Annotated in this window: 20 protein-coding genes; 10 read left to right on the forward strand and 10 right to left on the reverse strand. The window is 43.6% G+C overall.

The genetic code is table 11. The annotated features are described in order from the left end of the window. Positions 1–28 precede the first annotated feature (28 nt). Positions 29–1681, forward strand: coding sequence for a S41 family peptidase (locus ACFPIK_RS11165; RefSeq protein WP_377915516.1), 1653 nt, complete (start codon positions 29–31; stop codon positions 1679–1681). 73 nt (positions 1682–1754) lie between these two features. Here the strand turns inward: ACFPIK_RS11165 and ACFPIK_RS11170 are convergent, their stop codons facing one another. Continuing rightward, a complete protein-coding gene (locus ACFPIK_RS11170) occupies positions 1755–2588 on the reverse strand; it encodes an MBL fold metallo-hydrolase (RefSeq protein ID WP_377915234.1) in 834 nt (277 codons plus the stop codon). After that, positions 2585–2980, reverse strand: coding sequence for a transcriptional regulator (locus ACFPIK_RS11175; protein WP_377915236.1), 396 nt, complete (start codon positions 2978–2980; stop codon positions 2585–2587). The genes ACFPIK_RS11170 and ACFPIK_RS11175 overlap by 4 nt, the downstream gene beginning before the upstream one ends. 264 nt (positions 2981–3244) lie before the next feature. On the opposite strand from ACFPIK_RS11175, the gene ACFPIK_RS11180 reads away from it, so the two are divergent. Further along, the gene (locus ACFPIK_RS11180) at positions 3245–3670 is read left to right on the forward strand and encodes a hypothetical protein (protein WP_377915238.1); all 426 of its coding nucleotides are present in this window, start codon (positions 3245–3247) and stop codon (positions 3668–3670) included. A gap of 117 nt (positions 3671–3787) precedes the next feature. Then, on the forward strand, positions 3788–4195 hold the full coding sequence (locus ACFPIK_RS11185; RefSeq protein WP_377915240.1) for a hypothetical protein: 408 nt from the start codon (positions 3788–3790) through the stop codon (positions 4193–4195). A 20-nt stretch (positions 4196–4215) separates the two neighbouring features. Here ACFPIK_RS11185 and ACFPIK_RS11190 read toward each other — a convergent pair whose 3' ends face one another. Both ACFPIK_RS11190 and ACFPIK_RS11195 read right to left on the reverse strand, forming a co-directional pair. Next, a complete protein-coding gene (locus ACFPIK_RS11190) occupies positions 4216–5532 on the reverse strand; it encodes an acetylxylan esterase (RefSeq protein WP_377915242.1) in 1317 nt (438 codons plus the stop codon). 47 nt (positions 5533–5579) lie between these two features. Then, positions 5580–6671, reverse strand: coding sequence for a 6-phosphofructokinase (locus ACFPIK_RS11195; RefSeq protein WP_377915244.1), 1092 nt, complete (start codon positions 6669–6671; stop codon positions 5580–5582). A 165-nt stretch (positions 6672–6836) separates the two neighbouring features. On the opposite strand from ACFPIK_RS11195, the gene ACFPIK_RS11200 reads away from it, so the two are divergent. Further along, complete coding sequence (locus ACFPIK_RS11200) at positions 6837–7799, forward strand: polyphosphate kinase 2 family protein (RefSeq protein ID WP_377915246.1); 963 nt, start codon at positions 6837–6839, stop codon at positions 7797–7799. A gap of 27 nt (positions 7800–7826) precedes the next feature. On the opposite strand, the gene amaB is transcribed toward ACFPIK_RS11200, so the two are convergent. Next, positions 7827–9371 carry an L-piperidine-6-carboxylate dehydrogenase gene (gene amaB / locus ACFPIK_RS11205; protein WP_377915248.1) on the reverse strand — a complete coding sequence of 515 codons (1545 nt, stop codon included), beginning with the start codon at positions 9369–9371 and terminating at the stop codon, positions 7827–7829. A 60-nt stretch (positions 9372–9431) separates the two neighbouring features. After that, entirely contained in the window at positions 9432–10424 is a 993-nt protein-coding gene (locus tag ACFPIK_RS11210; protein WP_377915250.1) for a DUF4421 family protein, read from the reverse strand. A 578-nt stretch (positions 10425–11002) separates the two neighbouring features. Here ACFPIK_RS11210 and ACFPIK_RS11215 point away from each other — a divergent pair. Together ACFPIK_RS11215 and ACFPIK_RS11220 are read left to right on the forward strand one after the other, a co-directional pair. Continuing rightward, positions 11003–11689 (forward strand): FkbM family methyltransferase, encoded by a 687-nt coding sequence (locus ACFPIK_RS11215; protein ID WP_377915251.1) that lies wholly within the window; start codon positions 11003–11005, stop codon positions 11687–11689. Beyond that, complete coding sequence (locus ACFPIK_RS11220; RefSeq protein ID WP_377915252.1) at positions 11686–12465, forward strand: glycosyltransferase family 2 protein; 780 nt, start codon at positions 11686–11688, stop codon at positions 12463–12465. The genes ACFPIK_RS11215 and ACFPIK_RS11220 overlap by 4 nt, the downstream gene beginning before the upstream one ends. Here the strand turns inward: ACFPIK_RS11220 and ACFPIK_RS11225 are convergent, their stop codons facing one another. Together ACFPIK_RS11225 and ACFPIK_RS11230 are read right to left on the reverse strand one after the other, a co-directional pair. Beyond that, the gene (locus ACFPIK_RS11225) at positions 12466–13176 is read right to left on the reverse strand and encodes a glycosyltransferase family 2 protein (protein ID WP_377915253.1); all 711 of its coding nucleotides are present in this window, start codon (positions 13174–13176) and stop codon (positions 12466–12468) included. Positions 13177–13270: 94 nt separating this feature from the next. Next, on the reverse strand, positions 13271–14473 hold the full coding sequence (locus ACFPIK_RS11230; protein WP_377915255.1) for a pyridoxal phosphate-dependent aminotransferase: 1203 nt from the start codon (positions 14471–14473) through the stop codon (positions 13271–13273). Positions 14474–14708: 235 nt separating this feature from the next. Between ACFPIK_RS11230 and ACFPIK_RS11235 the strand changes: the two genes are divergently transcribed. After that, the gene (locus ACFPIK_RS11235; RefSeq protein ID WP_377915257.1) at positions 14709–15557 is read left to right on the forward strand and encodes a toxin-antitoxin system YwqK family antitoxin; all 849 of its coding nucleotides are present in this window, start codon (positions 14709–14711) and stop codon (positions 15555–15557) included. Here the strand turns inward: ACFPIK_RS11235 and ACFPIK_RS11240 are convergent, their stop codons facing one another. Together ACFPIK_RS11240 and ACFPIK_RS11245 are read right to left on the reverse strand one after the other, a co-directional pair. Then, on the reverse strand, positions 15558–16085 hold the full coding sequence (locus ACFPIK_RS11240) for a YSC84-related protein (RefSeq protein WP_377915259.1): 528 nt from the start codon (positions 16083–16085) through the stop codon (positions 15558–15560). A gap of 172 nt (positions 16086–16257) precedes the next feature. Continuing rightward, complete coding sequence (locus ACFPIK_RS11245; RefSeq protein ID WP_377915260.1) at positions 16258–16614, reverse strand: YraN family protein; 357 nt, start codon at positions 16612–16614, stop codon at positions 16258–16260. Positions 16615–16696: 82 nt separating this feature from the next. Between ACFPIK_RS11245 and lipB the strand changes: the two genes are divergently transcribed. From lipB to ACFPIK_RS11260, 3 genes are read left to right on the forward strand one after another with little or no spacing between them, the layout of a single operon-like run. Then, the gene (gene lipB / locus ACFPIK_RS11250; RefSeq protein WP_377915262.1) at positions 16697–17422 is read left to right on the forward strand and encodes a lipoyl(octanoyl) transferase LipB; all 726 of its coding nucleotides are present in this window, start codon (positions 16697–16699) and stop codon (positions 17420–17422) included. Next, entirely contained in the window at positions 17419–17820 is a 402-nt protein-coding gene (locus ACFPIK_RS11255; protein WP_377915264.1) for a hypothetical protein, read from the forward strand. The genes lipB and ACFPIK_RS11255 overlap by 4 nt, the downstream gene beginning before the upstream one ends. Before the next feature lie 12 nt (positions 17821–17832). Further along, positions 17833–18582, forward strand: coding sequence for a 3'-5' exonuclease (locus tag ACFPIK_RS11260; protein WP_377915266.1), 750 nt, complete (start codon positions 17833–17835; stop codon positions 18580–18582). Positions 18583–18588 lie beyond the last annotated feature (6 nt).

Genomic DNA, 18588 nt, shown 5'->3' on the forward strand with positions numbered 1-18588 from the left:
TTTATTCGAGAAGAAAAAGAAAGTAACCGTGAGCGAAACCAAAAACACTAAGGCGCAAATCCGTCTACCCATTTTATTGGCACTTTCCATCTCTGCCGGCATCTGGATCGGGGCGACTTTTGCTGAGCCAAAAGGAAACCAAAATGACCTTCGTGCAGCACTGTATAAGCTGCAGGAAATCATGACCTATATCAACAGAGACTATGTGGACAGTGTCAATACCAATGAGCTGGTAGAATATGGCATCAATAAAATGCTCGAAAAGCTGGATCCACACTCTAGCTATATCCCCGCCAAGGACGCTTCTTTGGCGCAGTCACAACTTGAGGGCGAGTTTGACGGGATCGGGGTAGAATTTGGAATCATCAGAGACACGATCTATGTAGTAGCACCACTTACCGGAGGTCCTTCTGAGGCTTTGGGCATTCAATCGGGTGACCAAATCATCAGAGTAGACGGGAAAAATGTGGCCGGCATTGGCATCACCAACCGTGATGTATTTGACTACTTGAGAGGCCCTCGCGGCTCTAAAGTATTGGTGGACATCAAGCGAAAGAATTCATCCGATTTGATCACCTACGAGATCACACGAGACAAAATCCCGCAATACAGCATCAATGCCTCCTACATGGTCAACAAAGAAGTAGGCTATATTAAGGTGACCCGATTTGCTGCCACTACTTATGAAGAATTCAAGAAAGCGGTAAGTGATCTTCAGACCAAAGGGATGAAGAAACTCATCATCGACCTGCAAGGCAACCCAGGAGGTTACATGGGGGCTGCCATCAATATGGCTGATGAGCTACTAGGAGATCGGGATTTGATCGTATCCCAAGAAGGCAAAGTGAGTCAGTACAGCCAAAAAGCATTTGCTTTCAAGCCGGGGATGTTTGAAGAAGGCTCTGTGATCATTTTGATCAATGAAGGCTCCGCTTCAGCTTCAGAAATTTTAGCAGGAGCAGTTCAGGACAATGACCGTGGACTGATTGTGGGTAGAAGATCGTTTGGAAAAGGACTGGTACAAATGCCGATTGACCTCTCCGACGGAGCCGAGTTGAGATTGACTATTGCAAGATACTTTACGCCTTCAGGTCGATCCATCCAAAAGCCTTACGACAGCAACTACGAGGCTTATGAGCGAGATTGGATGAACCGCTACGAGCATGGTGAGTTTTTCTCCGCCGACAGCATCAAATTCAATGACAGCCTCAAATATGAAACTAAAAAAGGCAGAGTAGTCTATGGAGGCGGAGGGATCATGCCGGATTATTTCGTGCCTCTGGACACTACCATGAACAGTGTCTATGTCACCAAATTGTTCAACACCGACTCTTCGAGAGAATTTATCCTGGATTATGTCAATAAAAATAAAGCCAACTTCTCCTCCATGTCATTGGACAGCTATTACACCAGCTTCAAGGTAAGCGATGCCATGCTGATGGAATTGGTAGAATATGGCAAAAAGAATAAGGTGGAATTTGATTCTAAAGATTTCAACAAATCAAAAGAATACCTCAGAATTCTGGTAAAGGCACACTTAGGCCGTCAAATCTACGATGACAACGCCTTCTACAAAGTCATCAACGATATCAATGAGGTTTATCAGCAAGCCTTGAATCTATTTGACGAAGCGGATAAAATTTTAGCCTCTACTTCTTTAAAACCTTCAGGCGGAGAATAATTCTCAAAATCAATCAAAAGAGCCGATCAAGATCTGATCGGCTCTTTTGATTTAGAGAAAATGGGGTTAGAGCTCACAATTCATAGGTATTGCCTTCTGCGCACATTTCCAATTCAAAATTTAAATCACCTTGCTGAAGCACCTCTTGTAAAAGCCTGTAAACCTGTTCATCTGTACGGGTAGGCTCATGATGGAATACAGATAGCTTTTTCACTTGGCACATTTTAGCAAATAGGATAGCATCACGGATAGAAGAGTGACCCCAGCCCATTTTTCCTACATACTCTTTGGAGGTGTAAGCACCATCATGAAAAAGCAAATCCACTTTATTGGCCAAATCAAATCCACTTGTCCATTCTGGTTGTTTGGGAAAATCCGAAGATCCCAACATTACTTCATGGTCTGGCAGATAGGCCATGGATTTATTATCCGCTGTCAATCTGTATCCCAAAGTGGGACCGGGATGACAAATAAATTCAGATTTTACCTGGATATCTCCGATCCTAAATTCCTCATCTCCCAACTCATGTACTTCCGGGTGACGCGGCAATTCACTGAGCTTGACAGGAAATAATGGCGGAGAAAAATATCTTCTCAATCGGAAAAGCAAGGGTTCCTGCCCTGAAGAAGGCCCCCACAAATGAACCTTTACCTGTGGATTGTAAAGAGGCTGAAAAAACCCCAAGCCCATCGTATGGTCAATGTGCAAATGAGAAAGCAGGATATGTACTTCTTTGATAGCAGGATTTAAAAATCTACCCAACCTCATGATGCCTGAACCTGCATCCAAAATAATGCAGGTTTCGCCATGGGTTACCTGAATACATGAGGTATTTCCACCATATCGATAATTGTCGGGATCTGGAGAGGGAAGAGATCCACGACAACCCCAAACCTTGATTTTCATTGCTCTTGGGATTTTAAAAAAACGGCCATTGCACCCAAGAAGCGCTTCGTCCTGCTGATGATGGGAAAGGTACTCACTGAGATAAAATTCCTATCACCCGTGAGGCTATCTACAAAAAACTCCCCGTTTGCAGGTAGTTGGTTGGAAAGCGTTTTGACTAAAGGCAAAGACTCTGGAGGAAGAGGATCTCCATTACGGTCACAGGGTTTGAATACCGTAGCCCATTCTTCTAATCGCATGCCCCCTGTTTCATTGAATTTTAATCCAAAAATCACTTCAGCGGGTTCATTGTAAAAGAGCAGGTTACCTTCAGGATCAACCAGAAAAACAGGAAGACTGATACTGTCTCCAAACTGTCTGGCCAAAATCAACTCTAAGGGTTGTGCAGGCATAATTGAGTTTTTTTAAAAGTATTTTAAGATACAGATTTTAATGAAAAATTAATATTAACTGCATCCATGTTTCAGTAGTCAAACCAATTAAATCATAAATCCTCATTTTATGAATTCTTAATTTATAAAGATACATTCGATTTCTGTTTCTCACAGTAATCACAAAACCATATGGGAAGACTACTTTACCTTACCAACACTGTCCCGATCTGCTTACTGTTTTTAGAATTATTTGACCTATCTTATATCCATTAACTGAAGACTATGAACGCAAGAATAATTGTCCTACTTCTAGCCTTGGTACTTGGCTCCACTTCCCTGTTTGCTCAATCAGACACACAAAGGCAACTCGCGGAAGAATACCTGAAACAAAGTGAAAAACAGAAAAAGACCGGCCTGATCATGCTAGGATCAGGAATTGGAGCTGGCCTTTTGGGAACAGCTATGTTTGGCGCTGGATGGAATGAGGGTTCGGGTTTTGTGTTAGGTTCCGGCGTAACACTCATGCTGGCAGGCACAGTTTCCACATTGGTGAGCATCCCTGTTTTAGTAAGTTCTGCATCCAAAGGAAAAAAAGCAGGTAAACTGAGTTTAGGAATAGCCAGCATTGCCTCGGCTCAACCTAACGGCATAGTTTCTCAAAATTACCCATCCTTGAATTTTTCTATCCCACTCAATCTCCAACCCTAAACCCATGAAATGCCCATGAGAACATGCTTCTCACCCCGGGTAATGATTATCCTAGGCATTCTCCCGATGAAAGATCGGGACAGGCTATCTGACCATTAAAAATCAAATTAGAAACAGATGAAAAAGTTATTCTTTATTATTCTATTCTTTGGAATAAGCATTTATGGGTTTGGTCAGGGAGCCAAGCCAAACCAAGCTTTACTTGAAGACCTTGTGAAGAAAAGTGAAAGCCAATATAAGGGAGGCATGGCCTTTTTAGGAGGAGGCACCGCCTTACTTATTACGGCTATAGCTATTCCCAATCGGTATGATTACATGAATGGGACCAATAACCAGAGGGTAGTTAATTTCCTGACTTGGACAGGCAATCTATCCATTTTAGCTAGCATTCCGCTTTTCTTATCTTCAGGGTACAATGGTCGGACGGCAGCCAAACTCAGTCTTCAATCTCAGGCACTCCAGACTCCCCTGCCTAATAAAACAGGAACTTATCCGGCAATAAGCCTGAGGCTTCCCATAAGGTAAGCCTCAGCCTTGCGGAAATTTTAGTTGCCTTTCAATTTTTCAAAAAGCCAATTATCTGACTTCGCTCCCTGCTCAGGATAAGTCCAATGCCCTGTCTCAGGGACTACAAAAACCTCTTTAGGTGCTTTTATTTGATTGTAAGCAGAATAATAAGAAGTAGGCGGACAAGTATCGTCATTGAATCCCCAAGAATAAAATCCGGGAGTTTTTAGGATTCGCGCAAAATTGACCACATCATAGTAACCTAATGTTTCGATAGCCTTTGGGAAATTGTAATAATCCAGGCCTTTCCCAGTGAACATGTGCGGCCACCCTCCTGCTCTTCCGTGTAGGTAACCTGTCATATCACTCAACGCCGGATAAAAAGCAGATAAATATTTGACTCGTTCATCCAATGCGGCAGTGACGATGGACAAAGCTCCCCCTTGGCTTCCTCCCTGTACTGCGAGATTTTTCCCATCATACTGAGGCAAAGACACCAAGAAATCCAAGGATCTTATGCAACCCAAATAAACGCGTTTGTAGTAATAGATATCCTTGTCCTGGATATTAAAATTCCAATAACCGCCGAGTGCTCCTGCATTTAGGTTGGCGTAGACATCAGGTGATAAATCAACCGGAATTCCATGAATCCCGATCTGGAGGACAATTGCACCCCGCGCAGCCTTTGCCATATCTCCCATATATGGTCTGATCCCGGCACCGGGCACTTGCAAAATAGCCGGAAATTTCTCGCCTCCTTTCGGTACAGTTAGTACTCCATATACCCTACTATTGCCCACATTCCTGAAATTTACATGGTACACATCCACTGCATCGGTACTTCTATCGGGCTGATGGATCAACTTCGGTTCCATTGGAATTTTAGCCAAATCCGCCTTGGCGGACTCCCAGAATTTCTGGAAGTCATCTGGCATTTTTACCGTCGGCTGGATTTTTTCTGGTTCAAAAGCAGCTGTACCCAATCCCCTGTATTCTTTACCATCAATCGTAGCAAACACCTCACATCGTAAAAATCCGGGAGTCTTCATTCCAGGAGCGGAAATAGTTGCTTTCCCTTCTTTTAATTGTAAAGAGCCCTCTTGCAAGGGCTGCATTTTTTCCTCTTTGACAAAAAATCTAACATTCTCCACGGTTACCGGTCTGCCTGATTGGGTCACAGAGACGTGAAAATTTACGTTATCCCCTACCTGATAAAGCCAGTCTTTTTTCTCAGGAGAAACAGAAATTTCAAGGAACTGCTTTGGTATTTGAGCAAGAAGCCCTTGGGAAATACAGAAGATAAAGACATAGACGAAGGAAAATCGCCTTGCCACGGAGGAGGTTAGCTGGGTCATAAAGAAAGTAGTAATTCCAAAAGTTACGATTTTGGAATTACTTCCAATCAATCTCCAAAGGATATTCCAAGGCCTTTTGCAGCCTGGACCAAAGTCCCCTTGGGATCCACAAAATTATAGGAGCTAATTGCCTCTTTGATAGGAACGGCAGCATAATCATTGTTTTTCAACACCACCAAATGGCCGAATTTGCCTTCAAGGACCAATTCCATTGCTTTTACGCCAAAAACAGAAGCAATCACCCGGTCAAAAGCAATCGGAGTACCTCCGCGTTGGGTATGTCCAAGGACTGTCTCACGGATATCCGCCTCCAAGCCTGCATCCTTCAACTGCTGACTCAAGGTATAACAAACCCCACCAAGTCGGACCGCATGTCTACCCTCTTCGCCTTGAGAAGCAGTGATAGTTCCATCCTTTGCTTTGGCACCTTCAGCAATGACAATGTTTACAAACCCCCGACCTTTGTTATACCTACTTTTTATCTTTTCAACAATTACAGAGAGGTCATATGGAATCTCAGGAATGAGGCAGATCTCAGCTCCACCCGATATCGCTGTATAGAGGGAAATCCAACCTGCATCACGGCCCATTACTTCCATGATCATCACCCGATGATGACTACTTGCCGTGGTCACCAGTCGGTCAAAAGAATCCGAAGCTGTCTGCACTGCGGTCTGAAAACCAAAGGTGAAGTCTGTTGAAGAGAGGTCGTTGTCAATCGTCTTGGGCACACCAATCACGGGCATACCTGCTTCAAACATGGCTTGGGATATGGCTTGAGAGCCATCCCCGCCGATATTGATTACCGCATCAAAACCAAAAGATTTTAACCGATCTACAAGCCAAGGTATCCGGTTGATTTTTTTGACAGTTCCATCAGGCTGCTTCTCCGGATAGCTCATGGGGTTACCTTTATTAGTTGTTCCCAAAATGGTACCTCCCAATACATGAATCCCTGCCACCGTTTTATCATCCAATCGGATTAACCTGGTAGGCTCTTCCATCAAGCCGTTCAAAGCCTCAAAACTCCCCCAAACCTCCCAATCTTGTTCCTGTGAAGCTCTTTTCACAATCCCTCTAATTACCGCATTGAGGCCTGGACAATCGCCCCCACCAGTAGCTACCAATATTTTTTTCATAATTCTTGATCACCTGTTTATGTACTTAAAGCTACTATTTAATTCATTTGGACTAGGGTATGAATTGACTTTAACGCTTAATTTTTTACCTTCTACAACCCATCGCTTCATCATTCAGCAGGGCCCCTTTGGAATGAATGAACTTGATGGAATATTCATTAGAAAATGAAGAAAAAAAATAACCCAAAAACCCCCAATCTGAAAAAGCTAGATTTCATCAAGCACGGAGGTAAAATCTCCAAACCCTACAAAATTGAAAAGGGTGAAAATTTTAAACTTTCAGATTATTCTACCCATCCTACAATTCCATTTGGCCCAAGTGATAAACCAATCATGAAAGAGGCCCTTGAAAAAGGAATTGAAATGCTTTCTCATTTGCAGGAGGTACTTTATGCCCAGGATAATTGGTCTCTTCTGGTAATTTTTCAGGCAATGGATGCCGCTGGAAAAGATGGTGCCATCAAGCATGTGATGTCAGGTATCAACCCTCAAGGTTGCCAAGTCTCATCCTTCAAAGCCCCAAGCAATGAAGAATTGGATCATGATTTCCTTTGGAGATGTATCAAAAAACTACCTGAAAGAGGCCGCATCGGAATTTTCAACAGATCCTACTACGAAGAGGTCCTGGTAGTCAGAGTTCACAACCATCTGCTTCAGAAACAACGACTTCCTTCCAAATTGATTACCAAAAAAATTTGGGATGAACGCATGGAAGACATCCGAAATTTTGAAAAACACCTCAGTAGAAACGGTACCAAAGTGATCAAAATTTTTCTCAACCTATCAGAAGAGGAGCAAAAAGCCAGATTTCTGGAACGCATCAACGAACCCTCCAAAAACTGGAAACTTAGCTATGATGATATTAAAGAGAGAGGATACTGGAATGAATACATGCAGGTGTATGAGGAAATGATCCGCAAAACGGCCACCAAGGAAGCGCCTTGGTACGTCATCCCCGCGGACAATAAAATCTATGCCCGCTTAGCAGTGGCCTCGGCCATGATCAAAGCATTGGAAGACCTGGAATTGAGTTACCCTAAAATTTCTGAGGAAGAAAAGAATCGACTGGAGGAATTAAAGAAATTCCTTTCAGATGAAAGCCCAAAAAGTCAAAAAAAAGCCCTGTGAAGTAATTATCACAGGGCAGTAGGACGTCTAGATATCAAACTTGATCCCTTGAGCCAAAGGCAATGCAGTTGAATAATTGATTGTATTGGTCTGTCGGCGCATGTAGGCTTTCCAAGCATCAGAACCTGATTCTCTCCCACCACCGGTTTCCTTTTCTCCTCCAAATGCTCCCCCAATTTCAGCGCCTGAAGTTCCAATATTGACATTGGCAATACCGCAATCCGAACCGGCTACTGACAAGAAAGCCTCAGCTTCACGCATGTTGGTGGTCATGATCGCTGAAGAAAGGCCTTGAGGCACACCATTCTGTATGGAAATGGCTTCTGCCAAGGTGTGGTATTTGATCAAATAAAGAATCGGTGCAAATGTCTCATGCTGCACGATTTCGAAGTGATTTTCGGCTTCATAGATGGCAGGCTTCACATAGCATCCCGACTCAAACCCATCACCTGAGAGGACTTCACCCTCAACTACAGGTTTTCCTCCTTCTGCCTTCACTCTTTCAATTGCAGAGAGGTAATTTTTTACCGCATCCTGATCAATGAGCGGGCCTACATGATTTTTTTCGTCCAAAGGGTTACCAATAATCAGTTTGGAATAGGCAGTAGCCAGCCTACTCTTTACCTCCTCATATACATTGGAATGAATGATGAGGCGGCGGGTCGTAGTGCATCGCTGCCCGGCTGTACCCACTGCTCCGAAAAGCGCTCCGCGGATTGCCATATCCAAGTCGGCATTTTCGGTGATGATGATCGCATTGTTTCCTCCCAATTCAAGCAAGGATCTCCCCAATCGTTCACCTACAGCTTTTCCCACCAATTTACCCATCCGAGTAGATCCGGTCGCAGATACCAAAGGAACTCTCGAGTCATGAGATATCAGCTCACCGATTTTATAATCACCTATGATCAAATTGGAAATACCCTCAGGGAATCCATGCTTCTCAAAAATCTTGGCAACAATATGCTGGCAAGCGATTCCAGAAAGCGGTGCCTTTTCCGAAGGTTTCCAGAGACAGACATCTCCGCAGACCCAAGCTAACGCTGCATTCCAAGACCATACAGCGACAGGAAAATTGAATGCAGATATGATCCCTACAATCCCCAACGGATGCCATTGCTCGTACATCCGGTGTCCAGGCCTCTCCGAATGCATGGTCAATCCATAAAGTTGCCTAGAGAGCCCCACAGCAAAATCACAGATATCGATCATCTCTTGCACTTCGCCTAATCCTTCCTGATAGGATTTACCCATCTCGTAGGAGACGAGTTTGCCTAGATCGGCTTTGACTTCACGGAGTGCATTGCCGATTTCTCTCACGATCTCGCCCCGATGCGGAGCAGGCACTAGTCTCCATTTCTCAAAAGCTACCGATGCCTGAGCAATTATCGCTTCATAGGTGTCTTCGGATGCCTCTTGAACTTTTGCGATGACTTGACCATCCACAGGAGAATCTGAAGAAAAATAGCTTTCACCTGAATCCAACCATGTCAACCCGGTCGAAGAACCAAGGTTAGTCGGATTGATGCCAAGATTTTTGAGACTTTGATGAATACCAAATGGATCGTTCATAGAAAAGGGAATTGATTAGAATTCAAAGCTAAAAATTCTTCTTTCGCCTCCCGACCAATTTCAAAGAATTCTAGTCGGATTGAATCTGTCAAAGGTCTTGGCAAACTTTTTTCCTGGGCGAATTTTATAAACAAGGTTGAGTCGATAATTGCCTGTGTCAGCAGACTGCTCTAGCTCTCTGACAGGATTCAGATTGAGATTTTTGTAAACGTAGTTGAGATTAAATCCAAACTTCGAACCATTGTACCCGATGTAGCCTCTAAAATGGTACCCCAAGAGAATGCTCCAATCGCTCTCTCTTATTCCATTTCCTCCTTCTAGCCAGGAATGACCCGCACCTATATTTCCTGAAAGTGCCCCGGTAGCGAAAAATCCTTTGCCAAAAACAAGGGTTCCTAAGACACCAACATTAGGTCCCAGATGCAAAAAATCAGCCCGTGAATAATTAAAATCAGGAGTCAACTCTTGCGGAATAATCAAAGAATCTCCGGATACCCTTGCCCGATAAACCTCAAACCCAACCAATGGAGAAATTGCCGATTTCTTTTGAATCTCTGATTGATGCATGGCCGCATTGATGGAAATCCGGTCTCCAAAAAAGATGTAATTGACATGAGCCCCTACTTTCAACAACCCAATATCCGGTCTAAGATATGACCTGCCGCTCCCCTGCCAATCCGGGATTTTATACCCACTATAAAACTGCCCAAAGAAATCCACCATCCAATTCACAGGGTAAAAGTGTCCTTGAAGGTCCAGAAATCCGGGAAAATCCCTTTCCCGATTGGGGTTCAGAAAAGATAGGGGAACGGCCACATTCAAAGTAAAACGCTGGTAAGTGAATCCAATCCCGGTATTTAAACCTGAGTTTGGTCGATACCTGACCTCCATTTGTGGAATTTTGAAATCGGTGAATTTTTTGGAAAAGTAAAATCGAGTCACCATCACCTCTTCATCGTAATCGATAAAGGCAGAATCCAATTTGGACTGGGCTTGGCTCTCTTTGGATAGGGCAAAAAATAAGATCCACGCAAACAGCAAATAGTGGTGCATACCAAAGTTTATTGAACGGTGACCAAATGTAAATAAAAAAGGGCTTTGGGGTTAGCCAAAGCCCTTTCAAAGGAAGGAGTTCGAAAAATGGATTCCATGGAATCGCATTTTTAGAAAAAGCAAACTTGAGAAAAGTTGTTAATCACCGTTTCGAAAATACGATTCAAGTTTAATTAATCAAATTTTTGTTTGCACTTTTCTTTAAAAAAGAAAAAATAATTGTCTTATAGAATGAACCTCAAAACGTATTTTTTGATACAAAAAGGGAAATTTTTAATTCAATCGGCAAAAAACCGGAGTGATTTACCAATTAGATATAAATACTTTAAAGGAAAAAAATTAACACCCCTTTGGTGCTAAAAAGCTTAATTTTGAAGATTGATTAAATTCATTTCTTGACTTAAGCCAGCAAATCCACTCCTATGTCTTCCTCCAATTCTCCCTCTTTTAAGACAAAAAGAAAATTACAAGAAAAATGGAAGGCTTTAAGGTTCAATTTAAGTGCTTCTAACCATCCCTTATTTATTGGCTTTTATCGCCATTTTTATAAACCAAAACAGGGATCTCTAAGTGAATTTTTGAGTGAGTATTCTCTTTCAAAAAAAGGAGATTTCACGGTCATCCAAATAGGGGCCAATGATGGGATTACTCATGATCCGATCCACAAGTTTATCAAAAGAGACGAATGGAATGGGGTGCTTCTGGAGCCACAACCTGATGTCTATCATCAGTATTTGAAAAAAATCTACGCCAAAAACAAAGGAATCCATTCAGTTTGCGCAGCTATTGGAAAACAAGACGGCTCTCTCCCCCTATACAAAATCGGCTTTTCGACCATGAGATGGGCTACCGGTTTAGCTTCATTCTCCAAGGAAAAAATTGAAAAGGCTTTTGAAGATGGCATTGTCACATTCAATTGTAAACGGTTTGGAATTGACATTCCAACAGACAAAAGCAAGTGGATTGAGGAAGAACAGGTGCAGGTCATCTCGCCCGCTACCTTGATGGCAACGTACCAGATCAAAAAAATTGACCTCCTACAAATCGATGCAGAGGGATATGACTTGGAGGTGATTCGAATTTTTGACATTGCCCAAACTCAGCCTCAAGCCATTGTTTTTGAAAATGTAGGGCTAGATGCTGCCGACTACCAATCCTGTCTTTCCCTTTTGGAGACCCAAGGGTATAAGACCAGAAAGTTTGGCCCAAATACGTTGGCACTTAAATCCCCTCTTGGGAAGTTTGCTTCCTATTTCCAAGCATGATCCGCCCATTGATCTCTATCATTATCCCTTGCTACAATCAGGGGAAATACCTCGAGGAGACGGTGAAATCTGCCCTAGCCTCTAGCTATCGGCCCTTGGAGATCGTCTTGGTCAATGACGGCTCTACCGACAACTCAATGGAAATAGCAAAAAAACTAGAGGTCAACCACCCCGAAATTCAAGTCATCGCCCAACCCAACGGAGGCGTAGCCAAAGCCAGAAATAATGGGATTGCTCACGCAAAAGGAAAATATATCTTGCCCCTCGACGGAGATGATCTCATCGCGGAAAATTACATCCAAGATGCAATTGAAACACTGGAATCCAATCCTGAGGTAAAAGTAGTTTATTGCCAAGCTGTCAAATTCAACGAGCAAAGCCAAAAACCTTGGAAACTAAAGCCTTTCAGCCGGCATCAACTGGCTAAAGACAACATGATCTTTGTGGCAGCGCTGTTCAGAAAATCAGATGCAGAAGCCGTCGGGGGCTTCTCGGAAGACATGAAAATGGGCCGGGAAGACTGGGAATTTTGGATCAAAATGCTCAAAAACGGCGGCGAGGTGATTCAACTTCCTTTTGTCGGTTTTTTATACCGACTCACTCCTACTAGCAAGCGAAAAAAGACAGGAACAAACCAGAAGAAGCGGGAACGAATTGCTTACCTCAATGCCAAACATCTGGATTTTTTTGAAAGAGAGTTAAATGGGCCGCTTCGGTTTCAGCGGACCTGGTCCAAGCCATATAATACGCTGCTGAAGCTAATTGGGAAACTCTAATTAAATTTTATCCAGCCCCTTCCAGAATTTCAGAAAGTAATATTTCAACGGATTGGTGTATTTGAGCTGCTTCCAAGGCCGACTTGCATGTGGTCGGTGCCAAACAGGTGTATTCATGAGTACCGTGTTTTTGAATCCAAGCTCGATTGCTTTCTTTGAAATGAAGGTATCATACCAATCTTTGGCCTCATCCAAGCCTGTGAAGTCATAGCTTTTCAAAAACTCAAGAGAGAACAACGTACAGCAAAAGCTCAAACTCCGCTGCGTATCGATCACCGGTTCTTTCACTCCTTTAAACTTGAGGTAAGGGAAATTGACTACGCCACTTTCATCTACCGTCACGGAGCCGATCAAGCCTAATTTAGATTGAGCATTAAGCGCCTGAAGCAGCTTTTCGATGGTATCCGGCTTCACTACCACATCAGATTCGATCACCAAAAGCGGAAGGTTTTCCTTCAGAGCTCGCTTCTGCGAAAGCTGAAGCACCAACTTGTAATTGGGAGAGGGATGATCGGTAAGATCCTCAATATGGATCAATTCGTAGCCGATTTCTGCCTTTTTCTCCTCCAATTTCGTTTTGGTCTCAATCGAACTGAAGTCATTGAAAATGACATGATGAACCTTGACCGTAGAAGAAGCGATTGCTTTGGCCGTGTCAAGGGTCGTTTCGATGGAGTTTTTTACGGGAGTGATGACGAGTACTTCGGCCATGAGAAAAGATTTGGTCAAAATTAGGGCTTTATGTCAAGGCAAAAAAAAATGCCCCAACTTTCGCCGGGGCAATTTGAATAGATTTTCAATCGAATTAGGCTAGATCGCCCAGCGCCTTTTTGATTCGCTTCATTGCTTCAATCAATTCAGCTTCGGATGCTGCGTAAGAAATACGGACGCAGTTAGGTGCTCCAAAAGCAGAACCGGTCACCAAGGATACGTTAGCGACTGCCAACAGATAGAGACAAAGATCATCTGCATTGGCCACGCTGTGTCCATGGGCAGACTTTCCAAAGAAAGCAGTCACATCCGGGAAGAAATAAAAGGCTCCTTCGGGCACGTGAGTTTTGATGCCCGGAATATCTCTCAACAGTCCCAACACCAAATCTCTACGCTTCAAATATTGCTCAGCCATCTCCTGAGAAGGGGTCTGATCTCCGGCGATACCTGCCAATGCTGCACGCTGGGCTATACCGGTATTACCTGAAGTAAACTGTCCCTGCATTTTTTCTACGGCTTTGGAGATTTCCAAAGGAGCACAGATGTAACCCACTCTCCAGCCTGTCATGGCATAGCCTTTGGAGAAACCATTGACCGTCACCGTTCTTTCAAACATACCCGGAAGGGAAGCGATGCTGAAGTTTTTTCCTGTGAAGTTGATCAACTCATAGATCTCATCCGCAATCACTACCATGTTTGGATGCTTCATCACTACTGCCGCGATAGCTTCCAACTCTTGCTGAGAGAAAACTGAACCCGTTGGGTTACAAGGAGAAGAATAGATCACCGCTTTGGTTTTTGGCGTAATCGCTGCCTCCAACTGTGCTGCTGTCGCTTTGAAGTTGTTTTCCAACGTACCCTCGATCAAGACAGGTACACCTCCACAAAGCTTGATAATTTCTGCATAGCTCACCCAATATGGAGAAAAGATTACCACCTCATCACCTTCATTGATGATACACATGAAGGTATTGGCGATCGAATGCTTGGCCCCCACAGACACCACGATGTGTTCGGCTTTAGCTTCAGAAATATTGTTTTCTTCTCTGAGCTTTTTAGCGATCGCCTCTCTGAGATCCTGATACCCTGCCACTGGTGGATAAGCAAAATATTTTCCTTCATCGATCGCATCTTTGGCAGCCTGCTGGATGTGTTTAGGAGTCTTGAAATCCGGCTCCCCCAAGCTGAGACTGATGATGTCAATACCCTGAGCCTTGAGCTCTCTCGCTTTTTTTGCCATAGCGAGAGTCGCCGACTCTTCCATATTCAGGATGCGATCTGATAGAATAGAATTCATTTTTTGATTGATTTTTTTACAAATTCCTCAAAAATAGCCAGAAGATTATAAATTCTAAACAATCCTATGGAATAGATCATGAAATAGGGGATTAAGTAAACCAATGGAGAAAAACCTGATAGGTGTTACACATTTTTCTAATGGAAGTTGGGGATGAGAAAATTCAAGTTAAAATCAAACAGAATGTTATTTTTGAACAAAATAGTTGGCTGATCCTGCCGTTTCTTCATCGATTATGAAGCACCTTTCTGTTTTTCTCTTCCTTTTCCTGATGGTGAGCAAAGTCACTTTTGCCCAAAAGAATGCTGCAGAGAAAAAAGCGGATGCGGATTCTTCAGGAGTTGTTAGTTCAGCGCTTCTTCCTACAGTAGCCCCACTTTTACTTTTTGATGAGGATAAAGAAAAGGAGGAAAAAAAAGAGAAGAAGAAAAATGCAAGGAAAAACATCTGGTTCGGCGTCAAAACCATGAAAGGCTACACCCGTCGAACCATCCGTGGGCAGGAGTACCTGGAATTTTTCAACTACACGGATGCGGACCGACAGCCCAACCCCTATATCCGGGATGTGTATTGGTTTGACACCAAAGAAAAAGCAATACGAACAGAAGGATTCACTCCCGGGCAAGGATACCTCCTTCACGGCCCTTACGAGCGAATGGTTAACGAAACGGTCGTGGAAAGCGGCATGTTTTATTACGGAATGAAGCACAAGACCTGGATGGTTTTTGATGATCGAAGTGTGCTACAGGACAAAGCCCATTTCAGCGAAGGCTGGCCAAGGGAATCCAAAATCACCTATTTCAATGAAACCTCGAAGTCTGTAGAAAAAATTATCCCGATTCAATATGGACTAGAAGAGGGCAATTATTTCCATTTCTACGAGAATCAACAAGTCGCCGTCACTGGCGAATACAAATACGGAGAAAAGGTAGGCCTTTGGACAGAGTATTGGGACACCAAAAACACCAAGGCCATCCGCAAGCGGGAGATCCAATACCAAGAAGCACCCTACACCAAAAATTTCCGCCCATATATCCGGGCGGAATGGGACAAAGAAGGCAATCTAGTCTACCGACGGGATTGATTACTTGGCTCGAAACTTAAACTGCTGCCCTCCTACCGACGCTTCATACATCAACCCTTTTTTGGTTCGTGTGAAGACCAACACGCCCTCGTTATACTTGGCATTGGCCGAAGCACCTGAAGCAGCTGCTACCGCAGATACTTGAGCTGACATTTCTACTTTTCCTTCTTTAAAACGCTCAAAAGCTTCCTTGGTCTCGAAAAAGACCACCTCAGAATACGCCTGCCCTCCGGCCTGGAATCCAATAGTAAGTTGAGTCATCCGGGCAAAGCCGATGTGCTTTCCATTTTCAAAAACAACTCCATTTCCAGCCGCGGCTCCTACTCCCCAGGCCCCTTTGCCGACGTTGGGAAGGATAATGTAACCAAAGGAATCCGCAAAGAAGTCAGCCATGCCAGAGTCATCTTTGATAAATGCAGCCTTGGCATCTTCTGAGTCAGCCATGATTTTTTCGTCTTTTTCATCATCCTGAGGAAATGCCACAACCGAAAATAAAGTAAAGACGAGAAGGAGAAATAAATTTTTCATAGGGTAAATGAGTTTTATTGGGTGATTGAATAATTATGGAACATACTCTATACTAACAGAACTTTATTTAAAGTTCGAAATCAATTTAATCTTGAATACTGGCATACTTCGATTTTCCCTCATCAGTCTTCGGTCTTTTACTGCAAATAACTTGACAAAAAGTCGAAAGCCTTCAATAAAACGCATCCTCAAACTGTCGAAAATTGAAGTTTCCGCTTCGGTCTTTGTAAACGCCTACGATGTCAAAACGGATGTCTTTGTGCCAGTCTTTTTCATGGATATAATGATCGGCAGCCTTGACAAGCAGTTTTTTCTTGGTCGAATCAACAAACTCCTCTGCGAAGCCAAACCCCGTGCCTGAACGGAATTTGACTTCAATGAAAATCAGAAGCCCTTTGTACTTCATGATCAAATCAATCTCGGCATGTCCATACCGATAGTTAGTATCCAACAATTCGTAACCTTTACTCACCAGCCAATCAGCAGCAAGCTGCTCGGCCAGTCTTCCGGTGTCATTGTGTTCTGCCATGGGATTTATTGGTTAATTTTGAAAAATCGAAGAACGATACAGCAAAAAGGGCTGTTGAAAAAGAATTCCAGAAGGAAGCCCCATGAACGAAAATATCAACAAAACGGTAGAATTCCGAGACTTAGGCCGCATGGACTATCAGGAGGCTTGGGATTATCAGGAGAAAATTTTCGCCGAGATCGTTGCCCAAAAAATCAAGAACCGAAATCTCCCTCCCGAGGAGCAAGTGATTACGCCCAACTACCTGCTGTTTGTGGAGCATCCCCATGTTTATACTCTAGGAAAAAGCGGAAAACCGGAAAATCTGCTTTTGGATGATTCTGGACTGGTGCAGCACCATGCGTCGTATTACAAGATCAACCGGGGCGGTGATATCACCTACCACGGACCGGGACAATTGGTCGGGTATCCGATTTTAGACTTGGATAATTTCTTCACCGACATCCACAAGTACCTCCGGTTATTGGAGGAAGCCATCATTTTGACTTTGGCAGATTATGGAATCTCAGCTGGACGGATTGAGGGATTGACAGGAGTATGGTTAGACCATGTTGAGCAAAAAAATCCACGTAAAATCTGCGCCATGGGGGTAAAATCCAGCCGATGGGTGACTATGCATGGCTTTGCGTTTAATCTCAATGCAGACCTCTCCTACTTTGGACACATCATTCCCTGCGGCATTGATGACAAAGCTGTGACCTCCCTTCATCTGGAACTGGGAAAGTCAGTAGATGAAACTGAAGCAAAAAACAAGGTCAAAAAACACTTAGTTGACCTTTTTAAAATGAATTTGATTGAAGTAAAATGAAGAAAGACATCGACTTCTCACCCGTCACAGGAGTAAAACTAGCCATCGCCAAAGAAGAAAAACCAACCGGTACCGAATGGGCCGTCTACCTCATCAATCTCAACCTCATCGAACTGAGCACTGTGATGGTTACCTCCAAAGGCTACGGAATTTTGGACGGGGAAAAAAGACAAACTTCCACCCTTCGGCACATGATCGAGGAACTTGGTTCTGAGTCCGTTGCCAAAGTGGAACCCATCAATCCGGCGGTCTTTGCCTTAACGAATGAATTCTGGGTCAGCTATTACATCCTGGATCAGATTTTTGACAAAAAGTTTATCTTTACTCCGGGCAGTTTTGACCCTGTCAACCTCCGGATGATCCCGGAATTGGGATTGGAGGGCATCCTTCACAGTTAACCTTTTCTCACTATGGCAGATTTTTTAGACCACCTGAGCGACATTCTTTTTTTGGACATTGAGACTGCTTCGCAAACCGAACACTTTGAGGACCTCGATCCACGGCTTCAGCCCGAATGGCTCAAGAAAGAAAAATTGATCCGAACCGAAAACCCCAATCCGGAGCCAGGTTCCCTCTATTTTGACCGAGCGGGAATCCATGCCGAATTTGGGCAGGTCATCTGTGTGGGTGCGGGCTTTTTTCAGACCAAAAAGAAAGAGAAAAAGCTCTATTTCCGTTCCAAGGTTTTTGCGCATGAGGAAGAAAGGGAACTTTTACTGGAGTTTAAAGCCTTGTTAGAGAAGAAAAAATGGATCCTCTGCGCGCACAACGGCAAGGAATTTGACTTTCCCTACCTCTGCCGACGCATGCTGATCAATGGGATCGCCCTTCCCGAACCGCTTCACATCGCTGGGAAAAAGCCTTGGGAAGTGAGGCATTTGGATACCATGGAGCTTTGGCGTTTTGGTGATTACAAATATTACACGCGATTAGAGCTCTTGGCGGGTGTTTTCGGGATTCCTACCTCCAAGGAATCCATCGACGGCAGCGAGGTCAATGCTACTTTTTACAAAGAAAAAGACCTCGAAAAAATCAAAAAATACTGCCAACGAGATGTGGAAGTGACCGCACGAATCTACATGGCCATGCATCCTCAACTCGACGAACTGGAAATCGAGATTGTGCCCGCAGAAGATTCAAAAAAAGATCACAAGGATTGATGCCGT

It is taken from the genome of Algoriphagus aquatilis, assembly GCF_042657405.1.
In the GTDB taxonomy this organism is placed as follows: domain Bacteria; phylum Bacteroidota; class Bacteroidia; order Cytophagales; family Cyclobacteriaceae; genus Algoriphagus; species Algoriphagus aquatilis.